Here is an 18,515-nt window from a genome sequence, read left to right as displayed (position 1 = left end):
ACGCGGCGCTACAAGCCGTGGCGGGGACAGCGGATGGCCGGTCGCGGGGGCAGGTGATGGCCGACACGCTGACCGGGCGGGTGACGGGGCGGGTGGTGACCGGCCCGGTGGACGTGCACGTGGACCTGCTCATCGGGGTGGACACGTTGATCGGAGAGGAACCCGGGCAGGTGGCGGGGTTTGGTCCGGTGCCGGCGGACCTGGCGAGGGAGTGGGCGACCTCGGATCGGGTGCAGGTGCGCCGGCTGTTCACCTACCCCGAGACGGGTGACTTGGTCGGGATGGAGTCGAGGTCACGGTGTTACCGGGGTGGTTTGGCGAGGTTGGTCCGGGTTCGGGATCGGACGTGTCGGACGCCGTGGTGTGAGTCGGACGCCGTGGTGTGACGCGCCGGTGAAACAGACCGATCACATCACCTCCTACGCCCGGGGTGGGCCGACCAGTGAGCGGGACGGGCAAGGGTTATGCGAACGCTGCAACTATGTGAAAGAACACCCCGACTACCTGGTGGGTGGTGACGCCGGTCAAACGCATGTGGTCACCGGTGGCCTGGCCGCGTCCAGTCGGCCACCCGCCCCGCCGGGACACCCGCCACCCACCCGGTCCCCCATCCGCCGCACCCTGATGAACATCGAATGGCAACACGCACTCCGCTGCGACTGAGCCACGGACGAGGGTTCGGAATGCCGCCGTGCTGAGCCTGACGATCCAGAAGGCTGGCTGGGCAACCCTGCGCTTCGAGCAGCGGCAGCTGGCTGTCGCCGTGCGAGTGTCCTACCTCAGCGATGTCGTCGGAGCGTTGTGCGAGATCGCGATCCATGTCCGAGAAACGCCCGCGGAACCCCGCACCTGGTCATTCGCGCTCGAACCGGAAATCCTCGATGTGACGGTCTCCGTCGAGCGCGGAGAAGTCCGGATCGTCGCCGCCGCGCCGGGACTGGTTAACTTCACAGGCTGGTGTGAGCGCGACGCCCTGATCCACGACCTCCGCAAGACGTTGCAGGACATCGACCCCGAGTTCTACGCGGAGCAATGGGGCGAGCAGTGTCCGTTGGACCTAGACCTGATTCGATCCATCTGACGCTACCCGGTCGGCGCGGCCGCGCAGCCGTCATACCGGCGGCAAGTCGGCATCGCCCTGACCGGCCGGCCGGATGCGGGCATAGAGCGCTGCGGCCGGCGCGTAGAGAAGCGCGGACACGGTCATCGCGATGGGGATGGAGGTCCGGCTGGCGAGTACGCCGAGGGTCGGACCGCCGACGACCTGTCCCAAGGCATCGGCTTGGCTCGTCACCGAGATGGTGGTCGCACGCGCCTCGGAGCCGATGTTGCGGTTCAGCCACGCGGACTGCACCGGGTAGGAGAGGTTCCTCGCGGCATCGCGAATCCACATAGCTGCCAACGCCGGCCACAGCGCGCCGAAGCCGGCGAAGCAGATGATCCCGGTGACCTGGACGAGCACCAGCGACGCCAGGAGCTTGGTCGGATGGGTGGCGTTGATGCGGTCCCCGGCGATCCGGTTCGCGACGAGGCTCACCGCCAACGACAACAACGCGCCGATCAGCGCGTAGATCGTGAACCAGGTCGTCGCGCCGGAGAGCCCACCCACCGCAGGCAGCCGAAACGTGTCGATGACGTGTGCAGTCCAGAGCCGGTCGAAGACCTCGGAGGAGACACCGGCCAGGACCGCGATGGCCGTGAACGAACGCACGACACCGCGTCGGCGTGCGGCACGAACGGCGGTCAGAAAAGTGGCCCTCAGCTGATCCCAGTGCCGCTGCTCCTCCGCCGGGGTCGGCTTGAATCGCGTCTCCGGCATCAGCGGCGCCATCACGACGGCCAGCACCAGGTAACCGCCACCCGCGACCAGCATCGGGGTGCGCAGACCGAACTGCCCGAGGACGCCGGCGATCAATATGCCGACGAAGGTGAGGGCGAGGTGTTGCTGCTGGTACCGGGTGAACAACGTCTGGACGTGCTCGGCGCCGACCTCGTCGGTGATCCAGGCATCGACCGATCCGGAGATGAACGTGAACCCGATCCCCCAGACCACCTGAGCGAGCAGGATCGGCCAGAACGCGGGAAACAACCCCTGCACCAGGATGCCGACACCGACGACGACAGCGCCGATCAGCGCGGATAGACGCCGCGAATGCAGGTCGGCGACGATGCTGGTGGGGATCTCGAAGATGAAGCAGGTCGCCTCGAGCACGGCACCGACGAGGAGCAACTGGGCGGGATTCAGGTGGGCGGTCTGTGCCTGGTAGAGCAGGGTCAGTGTGAAGGCGATCGTTTGGAGCAGCGACCACGACCCTTCCCACCACAGATAGGCGGAGCGGGCTGAGATCGGGCGGGAGCCGACATACGAAGGCAACATCGGAAAGTCCTTGAGCAGCAAGGCGCGTCAGCGCGTGATCACGGGGGCGACCGGATCCCAGCGCAGGCATCAAGAAGCTGCGGTGGATCCGGTGGATCGACCGTGGAATTCGCGGGGCGGTGCACTCAAAGGCCCGCGGACGGTTAGCCGGCGGGGCTCACCTCATGGAGTGCACGGCTGCTCAAGCTGAACGACGCATGCGTCGAGGCTAGCAGCGCCCGGAGCGTGTCGTGGTGAACTGCCACGTGCCGGCCGTTCCATCGGTCCCCAGGCGCTCACACTCGGCGACGACCGATGCCGGAACGTTCGCGAGGACGTGCCCGAAGCCGGTGCCGGGTGTGGTCGCGTTGCCCAGGTTGCCTTCGCCACTGCGACAACGGTATCCGCCACGTGAGCGGCCAACTCGAGTGCGGACCTGCCGTCACCGCTTCGCGCATAGGGGTCGAACGGGTCCAGGTGCACCAGCGCAGGTGTCGCCGCCGGCACGAGGTGCTTCCACACCTCGCTCGGTCTGCCGAAGTGCTGGTTCACCATGCGGCCAGTATGGCGCGGCGGACCGATCTCATCCGCGCTCGACACTGTCCGGCGCGCTCGCGGCAGTCTTCGGCGTGCCTGGCAGCGCGAACGAAATCACCAGGCCGGCTGCAGTGAATCCGATGGCCCACCAAAAGGTTTCGCGGAAGGCTCCGGAAAGTGCGCCCGCCGAGGTGGCCGTCGCCGCGGCCCCGGTGAGTATGGCGGCCAGCACCGCGGTGCCGACCGATCCGCCGACCTGCTGCGCGATGCGGGTGATGATGGACGCGTCGGGCACCTCCTGGCGGGACAGGCCACGGAAGCCGAGTGCCATCAGAGGGACCATGACGATACCGAGACCCGCACCCCGCACGAGAAGTGCTGCCATCAGCCACCATTCGCTGGTGTGCTGGTCGGCGAACGCGAACGGCACGGTGCCCACGAGCACGATGAAGAAGCCGGCGATTGCCAGCCAGCGCGCGCCCATGGTGTCGGAGAGCCGGCCGGAGATCGATCGCGTGACGAGGGTCCCGATGCCTTGCGGGATCAGCAGGAGGCCGGCTTGCAGCACGGAGGTGCCGCGCAGCTGCTGGAAGTAGAGGGGGAGCAGCAGCATGGCGCCATACAGGGTGATGCCCGAGAGGAAGAGGAGCGCCGACGACGAGGCGAGCGGCCAGTGCTTCAGCAGCGTCACGTCCACGAGCGCCGGTCCGCGACCACGCAGCGCACGCACCGCGAATCCAGCGAGCAGCGCCAGCCCGGCAATCAGCGGCACGAGCACGTCCGCGCGGGTGAACGCTCCCGGCTTGCTGGAGTTGGACAGGCCGAACAGCACTCCCACCAGGCCGGGCGCCATCAGGGCGAGACCCGCGAGGTCCAGCCGCACGGACTGCACCGGACCGTCCTTCGGGAGGAAGATCGCGGAGAGAACAAGCCCGGCGACGCAGAACGGCACGTTGACCCAGAACATCCACGACCAGTGCAAGTGCTCCAGGATCAGGCCGCCGATGACCGGGCCGAGCACCGGGCCGACGGCAGTGGGCAGGCTCACCACAGACATGACCTTGCCGATGTTCCGGCCGCCCGCCGCCTGCATGACCAGTGTCGACATCAGCGGGAGCATGATCCCGCCGCCGACGCCTTGTACGACGCGGAAAGTGATCAAGCTGCCGGCATTCCACGACAGGCTCGACAGGACCGAACCGATCAGGAAGAAGGTGAGCGCGATCATCCACAGGCGTTTGCTGCCGAACACCCGCTGCGCCCATCCCGCGATCGGGATCGTCACGCCGAGCGCCAGCAGGTAGCCGGTGCTGACCCACTGGATGGTCGCTACCGATGTGTGCAGTTCAGTGGCCAGGGTGTGCAGTCCGACGGCAACGATCGTCGTGTCGAACAGCACGGCGAGCCCGCCCACGAGGACGGTCCCGACCGTGCGCCATACGGCCGGATCGATCTGCTGCTGCGGGGTCTCGGTGTCGAGCATGCCAGCTCCTTAAGAGGCAGTGTGTATCTTCACCGTAGATCGCAAGAGTTAGAAACGCAATGCCTCTTATTGGGTGACCAGGGGCAGCACAATCTCGTCGACGATGGAGGTGATCACCTCGCCCGGCACCGGCCGGAAGGTCATCAGCACCTCGTGGCGGTAGAGATCGAAGGCGAGCCCGCGGACCCGGGGCGTCGCCTTCGCGGGGTCCACCTCGCCGCGCTCGATGGCATGGTCGAAGACCACGTCGACACTGGATTCCCGTCCGCTCAGGAACACCTCGCGCAGGTCGGCAAAACTCTGCCCGGTTTCGATGAAGTAGGCGCCCAATCGGGCACTGAGCAGGATGCCGAGCTGCGCACGCGCGCGATTGGCTTGTCGCAGCAGGGTGATCAGATCGCTGCGCAGTGACCCGGTGTCGGGTGTGCGCACCGGCTGTTGCCGGCCGCGGTGCAGGATTGCAGCGGCCACCAGCTCCGGCTTTGAGGGCCAGCGGCGGTAGACCACCGCGCGACTGGTTTCTGCCCGTTCGGCGACCGCCTCGATGGTGAACGCGTCGTAGCCCTTGGCCATCACCTCCTCGAATGCGGCGTCGAGCAGGGCGTTTTCGAGCACCGCACCGCGCCTGCGCCGACCGGATGCCGGCGTGGGGGTCGCTGCGTCTTCCGCGGGCATCACGTCCTCCGTCGGCCGAAGTGCCGGTTCACCATGGCGTCATAGCCGCCGCGGGTCGATGCGCGTTTCGACCGCGGTGTCGCCGTCGCGCACCAGATGGTAGGCGCCGGCGCCGTCCAGCTCGGCCACTGCCTCCAGCAACTCCGTTCCGCGATAAAGCAATCCGACGCCATCATCGGAGCAGTAGGACTCGGGGAGTGTGCCGTCCGCAACCAGGCGCTGCATGAGCGGGCGGCGCCGCGCTTCGCCGTCGTAGTGGACGCCGTTGCCGTAGGGCAGCAGGGCCAGCCCGTTCGTCACCGGCTGCAGGTCCGCACCGAACGAGTCCGTGGTGCCGCCGGCGTGCCAGCAGATCGAGCCCGCACTGACCCCGGTGAGGATGACTCCGGCCTCCCACGCCGCGCGCATCGCGCGATCGAGACCGTGCACCCGCCACACGGCCAGCAGATTGGCGACCGACCCGCCCATCACCCAGATGACGTCCTGCGCCAGCAGATGCTCGGCCGGGTCCGCCACGTTGGGCATGCTGAACAACTGCAGATGGGAATGGTCATAGCCCGCGACCCGCGCGGCCTCCCCGAGCTCGTGCATCACGTGCGGGTTGTCCCCGCACGCCGTCGAGATCGTGCACACCCGTGGTGCGCGGCCGGTAACACCCGCGAGATCGACTGCAAATTGGGTCAATTCGCTGAACTCGAAGTAGGTGCGCTCGCCCGGGCGAAGCCCACCGGAGGTCGCGAGAATGGTGCGCTCGGTCGTCATACACCGACCGTAGCCCGTCGCGCCAGCGCTGGCACAATGGCTTTCATGGGTCCAGTGCTTGTCGTCGGCGGCGCGAACGTCGACGTCATTGCCCGCTCCACGGCCGCGTTCCGGCCCGGCACCAGCAACCCCGGCGCGACGCACAGCAGCGCAGGTGGCGTCGGCCGCAACATCGCCGCCAACCTCGGGCTGCTCGGTGTGCCGACGGCGCTCATCGCGGCCTTCGGCGACGACACCTTCGGGCAACGTATGGTGGACGAAACCCGCTCTGCCGGAGTCGATCTCCGTCATTCTGTGCAGTTGCCGATGCCCAGCGGGAGCTATCTGGCCATGCTCGACGCCGACGGCGAACTTGTGGGAGCCGTCTCCGACATGTCCGCCACGGAAGCGCTCGCTCCCGAGCACGTGCCGGACGAAGTGGTCGCCGCGGCGTCATACGTCGTCGCCGACACCAACCTCTCGACGGCCACGCTCGAGCACGTATGCCGCGCGGCCGCAGCTGCCGACGTGCCGGTGGTGCTAGACCCGGTGTCGGACCGGAAGGCACAGCGCCTGCTGCCGATGCTCGGCAGTGTCCCGATCCACACGCTCACTCCGACGCGGTCCGAGCTGGTCGCATTGTCCGGCCGGGAAGACGTCGAGGCCGGCGTGTGCACTTTGCACGAGGCGGGTGTTGCACGAGTCTGGGTGCGCGAAGGCGCCCGTGGGTCAACGCTTTTCGGCAGCGGCGCACCGATCAGCGTGCCGGCGATCCCGGCGCAGGTCCGCGACGTGACCGGCGCGGGAGACGCGATGTGCGCGGCATACGTGCACGGCCTGTGCGCCGGGCTGAGCGACGCGGACGCGGCAGCCCGAGGCGCCGCGGCCGCCTATCTGACCATCACCAGTGACTTCACCGTGCGGCCGGATCTGAGCGCCGCCCTGGTGGAGCAAGTCCTCCAGAAGGAGCGAATATGAGTCCCCACCCCCGCCTGCAGCTGACCGACGAAGTGCGGGAAGCGCTCGCCGACGGCCGCCCGGTCGTGGCGCTGGAGAGCACGATCATCAGCCATGGCATGCCCTATCCGGACAACGTCCGGATGGCCGGCGAGGTCGAGGATCTCATCCGGGCCGAAGGTGTCACACCCGCGACCATCGCTGTCCTCGACGGCGCGCCCCGTGTCGGACTGACTGCCGACGACCTCGAAATGCTCGGCAAGGCAGTCGAATCCGTCACCAAAGCAAGTGTGCGAGACCTCGGTTACGTTGTTGCCAAGGGCGTGCATGGCGCCACTACGGTCGCCGCCACGATGCGCCTGGCACACCTCGCGGGCATCGCGGTCTTTGCGACCGGCGGTCTCGGCGGCGTCCACCGTGGCGCCACCTCGAGCATGGACGTGTCGGCCGACCTCACCGAGCTGTCCCGCACCCCGGTCGCAGTCATCTCCGCCGGGGTGAAGTCGATCCTCGACATCGGCCTCACGCTGGAGGCGATGGAGACCCTGTCAATCCCGGTCATCGGCTACCAGACCGACGAATTCCCTTCGTTCTATTCACGATCCAGCGGGTATGCCGCGCCGATGCGTGCGGACTCGCCCGAGGAGCTGGCCGCCATCATGGCAGCTCAATGGGACCTCGGCGTGACCTCGGGCTTCGACATCGCCAGTCCCATTCCCGCCGCCGACGAGATCCCGGCCGACCAGATCGCGGGCATCATCACCCAGGCGCTCGCGGACATGGACGAGTTGGGTCTCACCGGCAAGGACACCACGCCATACCTGCTCGGCCGCGTCGTCGAACTCACCGGGGGCGCATCCCTCACGGCAAACATCGCGCTCGTCAAGAACAATGCGCTGCTCGGCGCCCGGCTGGCGAAGGCCTATGCGGCGCTGCGGCCCTGACACCACTGTTGCCGCAGTTCACAGGTAACGCCACAATCGGACCATGCGATTCGCGGGAAGGGTGCCGGTCGACGCACCGGATCCGAGAAGGGCACAGGAAGCGGAGTTGCGTCGGCTGCCGCTGACCGTCTTCGGGCTGGTCGAACAGTCGTCGCTGGAGGACACCGGCGCGCTGAACATCGCCCAGGGCAGCGATTCCGCCGGGCTCACCGACGTCGCGGTGAGCCTCACCTACACGCTGTGGCGCAACCCCGGCGACCGTTCGGACCCGGCCAACCTGGCCGATCTGGACGACGAGACCCGGGCCGCGCTCGACAGGGAGCCGCCATACCCTCGACCCCAGTGGTTGGTCGATCGGGTCCAGCAACTGCGCTACCCGCAACTGTGGGAGGCGGTCCGCACGACCTGGACGCGCGACCCGGGCCAGGACGACGACCCGGCCCAGGTGCTGACCGAGCATCTCGAAGACGTGCTGACCAACCGGTATGCCGAGGAGCGCGGCGCCGAGCTGATCGGGCAGCACACGACCGTCGAGGTCGACGACGCCACTGTCGATGCAGTCGAGATCAACACCCACCCGCTGCTCTATGCCGTCGGAGCACGAGTCGCTGCGGACACGGTCGTCACCGCCGTGCTGCCGCGCAGCGAACTGCCCTGCGTGGATGTCGCTTTCGCCACTCGGCGGGCGCCGGGGGCCGACGGCTGAAACCCGACGGCTGAGACCCGGCGGGCGACGGCGCAGGCGCTGAGGGCACAATGGCGGGGTGATCGCCGACCTCTCAGCAAAGCTCGACCAGACCGACGGGCACCCCATCGGCATCGGGCTCGGCTTCCTCGGCATCTGCGTCTTCATGATCCTGGCCTTCCTGCTGATCGTCTGGATCGGCAAGCAGTTCGACAAGCGCCGCAACGGCCCACGACAGACGCCGGAGCTGCCGCTGCTGATCAAGAAGGACGAGGAGCGTGAGCGGCGCAGGCAGGCCGGTCGCTGAGGCGACGGCGGCGCTGGACGCCGCCGTGGGGACGATCGTCCCCGGCGCCGTGGGTGTCTTCGCCGTCGGCGACGAGGTCCGCACCGTCCATGCCACCGGCTCCGCCGTGTTGTATGACGCCACGGGCGCGCTCCTGCCACCGGACGATCGCGTGGACATGCGCGCCGACACGGTGTTCGACCTCGCCTCGCTGACCAAACTCTTCACCGCCGCGGTCGCCATGCAGCAGGTGCAAGCGGGCCGGCTCGACCTGGACGCCACGGTCGCGAGCTACCTGCCCGAGTTCGCGGCAGGCGGCAAGGAACTGATCACCGTCCGCCAGTTGCTCACGCACACCAGCGGTTTGGAGTGGTGGCTGCCGCTGTGGCGTGACTGGCCGGACCGCGCGAGCCGGATCCGGGCGGCACTGACCAACCCCCCGGCGACCGCTGCCGGTGAGTTCGTCTACAGCGACCTCAACCTGATCACCGTCGGGGTGCTCCTCGAAACCCTCGGCGGCAAGACGCTCGACGTGCTCGTGCGCGACGGCATCACCGGCCCGCTCGGCATGGCGGACACCGGTTTCGTCACCCAGCTCGGGCACGTCGACCCGGAGCGCTTCGCGGCGACCGAGATCTCCGACGACACCGGCAGGGGGATGATCCGCGGCGCCGTGCATGACGAGAACGCCTGGTCGTTGGGCGGCGTCGCCGGACATGCAGGCGTCTTCTCGACCGGCCCCGACCTGGTGCGCTTCGCGCGGGTCTTCACCGCCGGGGACGAGCGAATCCTGAGCACTGACAGCGTGGTTGCGATGACCACTAACCTCAATCCGGACCTCCCGGACGACGCGCACGGCATCGGTTTCGAGATCGACCAGCCGCGCTACATGGGTGAGCTCAGCGGCCCGCGCACGATCGGGCACACCGGCTTCACCGGCACGTCGCTGGTGTCCGACCTCGGGCGAGGGGCCACCGCCATACTCCTGACGAACGCGGTGCATCCGCACCGCCCGGACCAGTCGATCAACCCACTGCGTGCGCGGTGGGCGACCGGCCTGGCGAGGTCATTGCGCTGAGCGTGCGCGCCGGATGATCGCGGCAGCGACCTCGTCGGCGTTCACTTCCGGGAGCCAGTGCCCGGCACCGTTAAGTTCGACGAATTCGTAGTCACCGGAGACGAATTCGGCTGACTTCTCGGCAGCAGTGCGGCCGAGCGCGAAGTCGCGCGTGCCCCAGACGTACGTCGTCGGCACGGCGACACGGTGTCCGGGGCTTCGGCGGCGCAGCGCGCGCGCTTGGTCGAGGAACATCGACCGATACCAGTTGAGCGGGCCGGTCAGCGACTGCGCGGTGCTGAAGCGGTCGGCATACTTCGCGGCGTCCTGGTCGGACATGCCGGTGCGGGTGTAGAGGTCCGGCAGGTTGCGCAACACGCCGCGCTCGGCCACCCACGGCAACTGGAAGAACGCCATGTAGCCGCTCTTGCGCCACTGGTCGCTGTGTCCGATCGCCCAGACGAGAGCGGCCGGATGCGGTGTCGACAGCACGGTGCAGGAGGCGACGCGGTCGGCGTGAGCCGAGGCGAGCTGCCACGCGACGGCGCCACCCCAGTCGTGTCCGACGATGTGTGCTGTCTCGGCGCCCGCCGCGTCGATCAGCGCCACGACGTCGGCAGCCAGCTCCCGCAAGCCGTATGACGAGCGACCGCGCGGTGTCGCGCCGGGGGAGTAGCCGCGCTGATCGGGTGCCAGCACCCGGAAGCCGGCCGCCACGAGTTGCGGCGTGACCTTGTCCCATGCCTGACGATCTTGCGGGAACCCGTGCAGCAGCACGATCACCGGCGCGTTCGCCGGTCCGGAGTCGGTGACGTCGAAAGTCAGCTCGCCGCGCGTGTAGCTCTCCATTGCTCGACGGTAGCGCCCGGAAGACGGTTGGACGCATGCCGAGACCATTTCGCGGTGCGCTCATGTTGCATCTATGGTGGATGCAACATGAGCGCAAGTGACAAGGCGTACGAACACGTCAAGACCGGAATCCTCGCCGGTGACATCCCACCGGGCACCTTCGTCACCGAGGGCCGGCTCGCCGAGGAGATCGGTGTCTCCCGCACCCCGGTCCGGGAGGCACTGCTGCGGCTGCAGGCCGAGGGAATGGTCGAGCTGTTCCCGAAGAAGGGCGCGCTGGTCACCGCTCCGACACCTCGTGAGACCCAGGAGATCTTCGAGGCGCGTGCGCTCATCGAGGAGTGGGCGGCGGCCCAGATGTGGCCGCGCCGCGCGGACGCCATACCGGCGCTCAGGGCACACCTGGACGAGATGGCCGACCTGATGCGCACCGGCGACGTCAGCGCGTTCAGCGCAGCCGACCGGGCCTTTCACGAGGTGATCGTCGACGCCGGCAGCAACTCGGTGATCTCCCGGCAGTATTCCCACCTGCGCGACCGGCAGATCGTCATCGTGGCGGGAAATTTGCGCGGCGACAAGCCCCGGATGACCGCGTCGCTGCGCCAGCACCGGGAGCTGCTGCACCTGCTCGAGTCGGGCACCAAATCGCAATTCGTGCGCGCGTGCCGCGAGCACGTCGACTACGCAGTCGGGCTGGCGGGCACTCGATGAACGCGCCCACCCAGACGGCCGGTCTGCCAAAGATCGTCGAATCTCCCACTGCCAGTTGGCCGCTCGGCGGTCGCCGGGCGTGGGCCGTCTTCGTGTCGGCGCTCCTGGTCTACATCCTGGCGATCTTCCACCGCACCTCGCTCGGCGTCGCCGGCGTGATGGCGGCGCAGCGCTTCCACATCAGCTCGGCGCAACTGGCGACCTTCGTGATGGTGCAGCTCTTCGTCTATGCCGCCATGCAGGTGCCGGTCGGCGCGTTGCTGGATCGCTTTGGCTCGAAGGTGCTGCTCGTCGCCGGAGTCACGACGATGACGCTCGCACAGTTCGGCTTCGCCTTCGCCGACACGTTCGCATGGGGAGTGCTGGCAAGGGTCTTCGTCGGCATGGGCGACGCCATGGTCTTCGTCTCGCTGCTGCGGATCGTCGCGCTGTGGTTCCCGCCGGCGCGTGCTCCGATGATGAGCCAGCTGTGCGGTGTCTTCGGGCAGCTGGGCGCGATCGCGGCGGCCGGGCCGCTGTCGGCGGCGTTGCACGGGCTCGGCTGGACGAAGTCCTACCTGCTCGCGTCGTCGGTCGGGGTCGTGCTCGGGGTCGTGCTGGTGCTCGTGGCGCGCGACTCGCCATACCCCAGCAAGCAGCGCACCCAGATCAAGCTGCGCGCGGTGGCCCGCGCGGTCTCCAGCGCGTGGCGCGAACCCGGCACGCGGCTCGGGCTGTGGTGCCACTTCACCTCGCAGTTCAGCGCCACCGTCTTCAGTCTGATGTGGGGATTCCCCTTCCTCACCAAGGCCGAGGGCCTGTCGTCCAGCACGGCGAGCCTGCTGCTGGAGATCATGGTGGTCGCGACGGTGACCGCCAGCCCGTTCTTCGGCGCGTTCACCGCGCGCTACCCCTACAACAGATCCACCCTCGTCCTCGGGACAGTGCTCGCGATCATGGCGATGTGGACCGTCGTGCTGCTCTGGCCGGGGCGAGCACCGCTGCCGATCCTGATCCTGCTGGTCGTCGTCACCGCCATCGGCGGCCCCGGCTCGATGATCGGCTTCGACCTTGCCCGCACGTTCAACCCGACCCAGCGGATCGGGTCCGCCTCCGGCATCGTCAACGTCGGCGGCTTCAGCGCGACACTGATCTCGGTCTTCGTCATCGGCGTGATCCTCGACCACGTCGCGCCCGGTGGTGCGGCGCACTACGACCTGCACGCCTTCCGGATCGCGCTCAGCGTGCAATACCTGGTGTGGGCGTTCGGGATCGTGCAGATCCTGCGATACCGGCGCCGCACCCGCCGGCTCGTCGCACGTGACGAGGATTACCGGCACCTGCGTGTCGGCGTCGGTATGGCGGGTAGCTGATCAACGCGCCGCAGCCGCTGCCCCGATCATCGAGAGTGCTGACTCAGTGCTGGTTGGGCGAGACCCAGCGCGCGGTGTCGACGCCCTGGTCCTTGGCACGCTGCAGCGCCTCGCCGACGATGCGCTCGGCCTCCTCGCGGGTGCCCCAGCTGGCGCCTTCCTCGACCGCCTTGCCCGGCTCGAGCACCTTGTAGCTCTCGAAGAAGTGCTGGATCTCATCGAGCAGGAACTTGTTGACGTCGCCGACGTCCTGGATGTGTTCCCACCGCGGGTCACCGGCGATGACCGCCAGGATCTTGTCGTCGCCGCCAGCCTCGTCGACCATCTTGAACACGCCGACGGGGCGCGCTTCGACGACGGCGCCAGGCACCACGGACTCGGTGAGCAGCAGCATCGAGTCCAGCGGGTCGCCATCCTCACCGAGGGTGTGCTCGATATAGCCGTAGTCGGTCGGGTACTGCATCGAGGTGAACAACCGGCGGTCCAGTCGAAGGCGACCGGTCTCGTGATCGATCTCGTACTTGTTGCGGCTGCCCTGCGGCACCTCGATGGTGACGTCGAACTCCATTGCCTCTCCAATCGCTTGCTGTCGTTGTGCTTGACTTACGCCTAGTTTGGCGCACCGACGGGTGCGCCGTCGTGCGAGGGGTCGCCATGGGTATGCGCAAGCGGATCGCCGTCGGTGCGTCCGCCGTCGTCGTGCTCGCCGTCGGCTACGGCGCCCTTGATGTGTATGACGTGGTGCCCGGCCCGCTGACCCGCTCCGCTGCGGCGACCAAACCGGTGCCCGAGCCAGGCAGGACCAGCGTCGGTCCATCGGTCGCGCCGCCGGTTCCCGCTAGCGCCACGCCGCTGCAGGCTGCCGATGGTCCGGCGCAGATGCCGGCGAAGGTGCAGGCACAGGTGGCGGCGGCCATGAAGAATCCCGACCTCGCCAAGAAGCTCGGCGCCATCGTGCTCGACGGCCAGACCGGACAGGTGCTTCTCCAGCACAATCCGAACACCCCGATGACACCGGCATCCACCACCAAGCTGCTCACCGCGTGGGTGATCGCCAACACGATGAACCTCGCGAAACCGCTGACCACCAAGGTGGTTTCGGGCAGCGCGGACAACCGGATCGTGCTCGTCGCGGGCGGTGACACCGCGCTCAACCCTGGCAAGGGGGACCCGTCGCAGGTCAACGGGCACGCCGGGCTGGCCGACCTCGCTGCCCAGGTGGCGACGTCGCTGAAGAAGTCGGGACGGACCTCGGTCTCGGTGGGCGTCGACACGTCGTACGCGCCAGGACCGCTCACCGCCAAGCACTGGGATCCCTCCGTGGTCGCCGCCGGATACACCGCCCGCATCGCGCAACTCGGGCTGTCGACCCAGCGCGCGAGTGACCCGGCGCGTCCTACTCCGGCCGACCCGGTGGCATCGACGCTGCAGGCGTTCGTCAAGGATCTGGCCGCGCAGGGCATCCACGCCACGTCGGGCGGCACGGTCACCGCGCCGTCCGGCGCGACCGAGCTGGGGCAGGTCGAGTCCGCGCCCCTGCTGGACGTGCTCGGCAATGCCCTGCAACTCAGCGACAACGCGATGATCGAGTCGCTTGCTCGCCAGGCCGCTTTCGCACACGGTGTCGGCGGGTCGACCGCAGATGTCACCGGCTTCATCGAAAGCACCTTGAAGAAGGCCGGATTCAACCTTGCGGGAGTGAAACTCGCTGATGCGTGCGGTCTTTCGGACGGCACGACGATCCCGCCGCGTCTGCTGGCCCAACTCCTGCTGTCCGGCACGGACGGCAAGAACAAGCCGTTCGCCCAAGTGCTCACCCGGCTGAGCGTCGGCGGGTATGACGGTACGCTCGACAACCGGTTCCAGTTGCCCGGCAACGCATCCGCGGCGGGAGATGTCCGCGCCAAGACCGGGTCGCTGATCGGTGTCGCCTCGCTGGCCGGCACGGTGATCACCAAGGACAACCGCGTGCTCGTCTTCGCGGTCATCAACAATGCGGCATTGTCGTGGGGTCCTTACGGCACGCGCGCCGCGATCGACGATTTTGTGGCGGCACTGCAGAAGTGCGGCTGCTCGGAGTAGGAGCTGGTTCCCTTGTCGGACAGCAGTTTTCCCGTGTCCCGCGACGCCTGGTTACAGTCCGAGGCGACGCTGCGGGTGCGCCTGCGGCAGGAGCTCGTCCGGCGACAGCTGGAGCATCATCTGAGCGATCCGCCGAGCACCGTGCTCGACCTCGGTGCAGGCCAGGGCGACAAGACGCTCGAACTTGCCGACCGGGGACACCAGGTGGTCGCGGCCGAACCGGACGGGCGGATGCGGGCGGTGCTGACCGAGCGCGTAGCTTCCGCGCCGCAGTCCGTCAGCGAGCGAATCACGGTGTCCTCAGCAGGTTTCGGGAGCCTCGGTGACGTCGCCGGCCGCACTTTCGACGCCGTGCTCGCGCTCGGCGTGCTGATGTATCTGCCCTCGGGCACCGCCGCGCTCGCCGAGGCAGCGGCTCTCGTCGCGCCCGGCGGCACACTCGCGGTGGCGGTGCGCCTCGACGTGTCGGCTGTATGGCGCCCGGCCCGCCGCCAGGACTGGACGGCTGCGCTCGCCGCGTTCGAGCAGTGGGACGAGGCGCGCGCGACCGGCTCGGATCTGCGCTATACCAACGAGATCGGCGCCCCGGCCCGCGCGGACTCCTTCGACCGGCTCGTGACCGCCGCAGCGGACGCGGGCCTCACGCTGGAGGAGTGGTACGGCATCCGCATCGCCTACGACCTGGAGGAGCGGAGCATCGACGCACCGCCGCCGAGCGACCCGGCCGAGTTCGCCGCACTGGTCGCCGTCGAGGAGCGGCTCGGCGCGATGGATCCCTACCGTTCGCTGGGTCAGCTCGCGCATCTGGTGTTCCGGCGGCGAGTGGTCGAGAGTTCGGCCAATTAGCAGCACTGCCAAGTGAACTCGATGTCCAACCCTCCCTCGCCGCGCTCACGCTGCATCCAGTAGAGAGTGCCGACGTCGCCCCACAGGAAATCTTCGTCGCTGTCGATCTGCAGCACGGGGCGCCACGCGCGCGCAAGGTCGTTGGTGCGTGGGTCGCCAGGTTCGATGCCCTCCGCCCAGACCGCCTCGAACTCGACCGGACCTTGCACCGGCATTGCCCAGCCGCCCAGCTGATGCCACGGTGCCTGGTTGCGCTCGCGGAGCGCCTCCCGGAAGGCGTCTGCGTTCACCGGATGGGTCTGGTAGAAGGCCGTCAAGTCTTCTCCCTCAGCAAACGTGTCGAACAGCACGGGTTGTTCGAGGTCCGGCGTGCTGAGGATTTGGCGACCAAAAAACCTACGTTCCGGGTAGCCCCAGTCTGGTAGCGGTGCCGTCCTGACTGCGCAGTCGTCCGCAGGTAGGTGCAGGAGCCGCGCCCCGGCTCGCGTGCTGCCCGGCTCGAAGTACCCCACGGTCTTCACGTGCTCACCAGTATTCGCGTCGCGAAACAACTCGACACTTCCGTCGAAGTAGAAGGCCAGCAATCGGCCCGTCGTGGGCAGCCGCACGCCCGGGTCCAGACCGGAGCGGGCAACCGCATCCAGGTCGATCTCACCGAGATAGGTCAGTGGGCCTTGCCCCGGCCATGTCGGCCACTCGACGTCGTCAGGCAGTCGGGGGAGGCCGCCGAAGGTCGCGATGGCCGGAGTCTCGCCGACGGTCTCTCCATTCAGTTCCTCCAGCCGGATGGCGGGCCGGCACAGCGCCAGCCAGCGATCCGCGACATCCGGGGACAGGTGCTGCCGGGCGATCTGCTCCACGACTTCCGCGTCAGTCATATCTGCGAGACTGCCACATGGCGCGCTGACATACCCTCGACACATGTCTGAGGCGTATGTCGACTGGGCGCTGGCCAAGCGCGCGGGTCGTCGATGGGTGTCCGACGGGCCGCAGACGTCGGCGGTGGAAGCTGCGGACGTGGTCGCCGAGCTGCGTGACGCCGCCCAGCGCGCCCTGCAGCCGGTGGCCGACACTGCCCGGCTGGACGCATCGGCCGGCGCGAAATCGCCGGTCTACGTGGTGGATCGCGCTACCTGGGTGGACATCAACGTCGACTCGATGGCGGGCCTGCTGGACCCCGTCGTCGACGCACTCACCGCCAAGCGCCGGTCCGGGCCGCGCGCCCGGGCGGTCGGCGCTCGGGTCACCGGCGCGGAGACCGGCGCGCTCATGGGTTTCGTCGCCAGCAAGGTGCTGGGGCAGTTCGACATGGCGCCGGCCGGCACCCCGAGCCTGCTGCTGGTTGCCCCCAACATCGTCGCGGCCGAGCGCCAGCTCGGGGTCGACCCGGCTGACTTCCGGCTCTGGGTGTGTCTGCACGAGGAGACGCACCGGGTGCAGTTCACCGCGGTGCCGTGGCTGCGGCAGCACCTGATCGAGCGGGTGCGCACGCTCGCGGTCGAACTGATGCCCGATCCGGAGCAGCTGCAACGGCGGTTGCAGTCGGTGGCCAAGGCACTCCCGGGAGCGCTGCGCGAAGGTGGCGGCGGACTCACCGACCTCGTGATCGATCAGGCACATCGCACCGAGCTCGCCGACCTCACCGCGATCATGTCGCTGCTCGAAGGGCACGCCGACGTCGTGATGGACGACGTCGGGCCGCAGATCGTGCCGACCGTGGAAGAGATCCGGCGCAAGTTCGACACCCGCCGCAAGGGTGCCGGCAGCCTGGACCGCATCGTGCGCCGGCTGATCGGGCTGGAGGCCAAGATGCGCCAATACCGCGACGGCGCCGCGTTCTGCCGCGCCGTGCAGGAGCGCGTCGGCGTCGACGGGTTCAACGCGGTCTGGGCCGACCCGGACAACCTGCCGACTGCGGATGAGATCTACGCGCCGGCGTCCTGGGTCGCCCGCGTGCACGGATAGGCACCATGACGGGGCCACATCCCGCCGTCGCAGCATGCCGCAGGCATGTGCGCACCTGCCTGTCCGACCTCCCGGAAAGCACTGTGCTCGTTGCTTGTTCAGGCGGCGCAGACTCGCTGGCGCTCGCGGCCGCGGTCGCCTTCGAGGCACCGAAGCTCGGCCTCGCAACGGTCGCGGTGGTGGTCGACCACCGGTTGCAAGAGGGTTCGGCAGCGATCGCGCAGCGGGCCGCGGCGCAGTGCCGGGCGCTCGGCATCGGCCGCGCAGAGGTCCGTGCGGTGGACGTGTCGGGCGCCGGTGGTCCCGAAGCAGCTGCCCGCGACGCCCGCTATGCGGCGTTGCGGGAGAGCGCCTCGGCATACGGTGCCGCGGTCGTGCTCCTTGGGCACACCCGGGACGATCAGGCCGAGACCGTGCTACTCGCCTTGACGCGGGGATCCGGGCCGCGCGCAGTGACCGGTATGGCGGCGGTCACCGACGCGTCGGGCGTCCGCTGGGTGCGGCCGCTGCTGGACGTGACGCGCGCGGAAACGCACGCGGCGTGCGCTGCGCTCGGCGTCGAGCCCTGGCACGACCCGCACAACGACGACCCGCGCTACCTGCGCGTCCGGATGCGCCGGGCGCTCGCCGACCTGGAGACGGACGTAGGACCGGGTGTCGTCGCCGGCCTGGCCCGCACGGCAGAGCTGGTCCGCGATGACCTGGACTTCCTGGACGAGTGGGCGCTGCGCCTCGCCGACGCACTCGGCGAATCCCCCTGGCCGGTCTCCGAACTCGCCGCCCTCGCCACCCCCATCCGGACGCGGGTATGGCGCGAGCTGCTCCGCCATGCCGGCGTGCCGGCGGCTGCCCTGAGCAAGGTGCACATCGACGCCGTGGATGCCCTGATCACCGGGTGGCATGGGCAGCGACCGGTCCACGTTCCCGGCGGGTTGCAGGTCCGCAGGGGTGGCGGACTGGTCGTGGCCGAACCGCGTCGGGTTGAATAG

The 18,515-nt window shown here is 68.6% G+C and carries 20 protein-coding genes and 1 pseudogene; 14 read left to right on the top strand and 7 right to left on the bottom strand.

Annotation, left to right across the window (positions count from 1 at the left end):
- The 3 genes and pseudogenes from EFY87_RS21150 to EFY87_RS11240 form a co-directional block, all read left to right on the top strand.
- Positions 1-386 (top strand): annotated as a pseudogene (locus tag EFY87_RS21150) (HNH endonuclease); the annotation flags it as partial.
- A complete protein-coding gene (locus EFY87_RS21350) occupies positions 268-663 on the top strand; it encodes an HNH endonuclease (protein WP_425459359.1) in 396 nt (131 codons plus the stop codon). The pseudogene EFY87_RS21150 and the gene EFY87_RS21350, both read left to right, overlap by 119 nt.
- A gap of 28 nt (positions 664-691) precedes the next feature.
- Positions 692-1,081, top strand: coding sequence for a hypothetical protein (locus EFY87_RS11240; protein WP_123271564.1), 390 nt, complete (start codon positions 692-694; stop codon positions 1,079-1,081).
- 30 nt (positions 1,082-1,111) lie between these two features.
- Here EFY87_RS11240 and EFY87_RS11235 read toward each other — a convergent pair whose 3' ends face one another.
- The 4 genes from EFY87_RS11235 to EFY87_RS11220 form a co-directional block, all read right to left on the bottom strand.
- Positions 1,112-2,377, bottom strand: coding sequence for an MFS transporter (locus tag EFY87_RS11235; RefSeq protein ID WP_148043309.1), 1,266 nt, complete (start codon positions 2,375-2,377; stop codon positions 1,112-1,114).
- A 562-nt stretch (positions 2,378-2,939) separates the two neighbouring features.
- Positions 2,940-4,376: an MDR family MFS transporter gene (locus EFY87_RS11230; RefSeq protein WP_123271562.1), complete on the bottom strand. Its 1,437-nt coding sequence runs from the start codon at positions 4,374-4,376 to the stop codon at positions 2,940-2,942.
- A 66-nt stretch (positions 4,377-4,442) separates the two neighbouring features.
- A complete protein-coding gene (locus EFY87_RS11225; RefSeq protein WP_123271561.1) occupies positions 4,443-5,051 on the bottom strand; it encodes a TetR/AcrR family transcriptional regulator in 609 nt (202 codons plus the stop codon).
- 39 nt (positions 5,052-5,090) lie between these two features.
- Positions 5,091-5,813 carry a Type 1 glutamine amidotransferase-like domain-containing protein gene (locus tag EFY87_RS11220; RefSeq protein ID WP_123271560.1) on the bottom strand — a complete coding sequence of 241 codons (723 nt, stop codon included), beginning with the start codon at positions 5,811-5,813 and terminating at the stop codon, positions 5,091-5,093.
- A 45-nt stretch (positions 5,814-5,858) separates the two neighbouring features.
- Between EFY87_RS11220 and EFY87_RS11215 the strand changes: the two genes are divergently transcribed.
- Genes EFY87_RS11215 through EFY87_RS11195 form a run of 5 tightly spaced genes read left to right on the top strand, consistent with a single transcriptional unit; the run spans position 5,859 to position 9,742 of the window.
- The gene (locus EFY87_RS11215) at positions 5,859-6,770 is read left to right on the top strand and encodes a carbohydrate kinase family protein (RefSeq protein ID WP_158607598.1); all 912 of its coding nucleotides are present in this window, start codon (positions 5,859-5,861) and stop codon (positions 6,768-6,770) included.
- Positions 6,767-7,693: a pseudouridine-5'-phosphate glycosidase gene (locus tag EFY87_RS11210; protein WP_123271558.1), complete on the top strand. Its 927-nt coding sequence runs from the start codon at positions 6,767-6,769 to the stop codon at positions 7,691-7,693. Before EFY87_RS11215 ends, EFY87_RS11210 begins: the two co-directional genes overlap by 4 nt.
- A 43-nt stretch (positions 7,694-7,736) precedes the next feature.
- A complete protein-coding gene (locus EFY87_RS11205; RefSeq protein ID WP_148043308.1) occupies positions 7,737-8,399 on the top strand; it encodes a hypothetical protein in 663 nt (220 codons plus the stop codon).
- A gap of 58 nt (positions 8,400-8,457) precedes the next feature.
- A complete protein-coding gene (locus EFY87_RS11200) occupies positions 8,458-8,685 on the top strand; it encodes a hypothetical protein (protein ID WP_123271556.1) in 228 nt (75 codons plus the stop codon).
- Positions 8,657-9,742: a serine hydrolase domain-containing protein gene (locus EFY87_RS11195; RefSeq protein ID WP_123271555.1), complete on the top strand. Its 1,086-nt coding sequence runs from the start codon at positions 8,657-8,659 to the stop codon at positions 9,740-9,742. The genes EFY87_RS11200 and EFY87_RS11195 overlap by 29 nt, the downstream gene beginning before the upstream one ends.
- Here EFY87_RS11195 and EFY87_RS11190 read toward each other — a convergent pair.
- The gene (locus EFY87_RS11190; RefSeq protein ID WP_123271554.1) at positions 9,731-10,570 is read right to left on the bottom strand and encodes an alpha/beta fold hydrolase; all 840 of its coding nucleotides are present in this window, start codon (positions 10,568-10,570) and stop codon (positions 9,731-9,733) included. The genes EFY87_RS11195 and EFY87_RS11190 overlap by 12 nt on opposite strands.
- 87 nt (positions 10,571-10,657) lie before the next feature.
- Between EFY87_RS11190 and EFY87_RS11185 the strand changes: the two genes are divergently transcribed.
- Together EFY87_RS11185 and EFY87_RS11180 are read left to right on the top strand one after the other, a co-directional pair.
- Positions 10,658-11,281 carry a GntR family transcriptional regulator gene (locus EFY87_RS11185; protein WP_123271553.1) on the top strand — a complete coding sequence of 208 codons (624 nt, stop codon included), beginning with the start codon at positions 10,658-10,660 and terminating at the stop codon, positions 11,279-11,281.
- Positions 11,278-12,633: an MFS transporter gene (locus EFY87_RS11180; RefSeq protein ID WP_123271552.1), complete on the top strand. Its 1,356-nt coding sequence runs from the start codon at positions 11,278-11,280 to the stop codon at positions 12,631-12,633. Before EFY87_RS11185 ends, EFY87_RS11180 begins: the two co-directional genes overlap by 4 nt.
- Positions 12,634-12,676: 43 nt before the next feature.
- Here the strand turns inward: EFY87_RS11180 and EFY87_RS11175 are convergent, their stop codons facing one another.
- Positions 12,677-13,201, bottom strand: a complete 525-nt coding sequence (locus EFY87_RS11175) for an inorganic diphosphatase (RefSeq protein WP_123271551.1) — start codon at positions 13,199-13,201, stop codon at positions 12,677-12,679.
- 71 nt (positions 13,202-13,272) lie between these two features.
- Between EFY87_RS11175 and dacB the strand changes: the two genes are divergently transcribed.
- Positions 13,273-14,715, top strand: coding sequence for a D-alanyl-D-alanine carboxypeptidase/D-alanyl-D-alanine endopeptidase (gene dacB / locus EFY87_RS11170; RefSeq protein WP_158607597.1), 1,443 nt, complete (start codon positions 13,273-13,275; stop codon positions 14,713-14,715).
- 12 nt (positions 14,716-14,727) lie between these two features.
- The gene (locus EFY87_RS11165) at positions 14,728-15,561 is read left to right on the top strand and encodes a class I SAM-dependent methyltransferase (RefSeq protein WP_158607596.1); all 834 of its coding nucleotides are present in this window, start codon (positions 14,728-14,730) and stop codon (positions 15,559-15,561) included.
- Here the strand turns inward: EFY87_RS11165 and EFY87_RS11160 are convergent.
- On the bottom strand, positions 15,558-16,439 hold the full coding sequence (locus EFY87_RS11160; protein WP_158607595.1) for a DUF1963 domain-containing protein: 882 nt from the start codon (positions 16,437-16,439) through the stop codon (positions 15,558-15,560). The two genes, EFY87_RS11165 and EFY87_RS11160, sit on opposite strands and share 4 nt — an antisense overlap.
- Positions 16,440-16,482: 43 nt before the next feature.
- Here EFY87_RS11160 and EFY87_RS11155 point away from each other — a divergent pair, with 43 nt between their 5' ends.
- Positions 16,483-17,526 (top strand): zinc-dependent metalloprotease, encoded by a 1,044-nt coding sequence (locus tag EFY87_RS11155; RefSeq protein ID WP_123271547.1) that lies wholly within the window; start codon positions 16,483-16,485, stop codon positions 17,524-17,526.
- A gap of 5 nt (positions 17,527-17,531) precedes the next feature.
- A complete protein-coding gene (gene tilS, locus EFY87_RS11150; protein WP_123271546.1) occupies positions 17,532-18,515 on the top strand; it encodes a tRNA lysidine(34) synthetase TilS in 984 nt (327 codons plus the stop codon).

Origin of the sequence: Flexivirga caeni, assembly GCF_003724155.1 — a bacterium.
In the GTDB taxonomy this organism is placed as follows: Bacteria; Actinomycetota; Actinomycetes; order Actinomycetales; family Dermatophilaceae; genus Flexivirga; species Flexivirga caeni.
The sequence above is the reverse complement of the archived record's forward strand: the minus strand, read 5'-3'. Positions and strand labels throughout refer to the sequence as shown.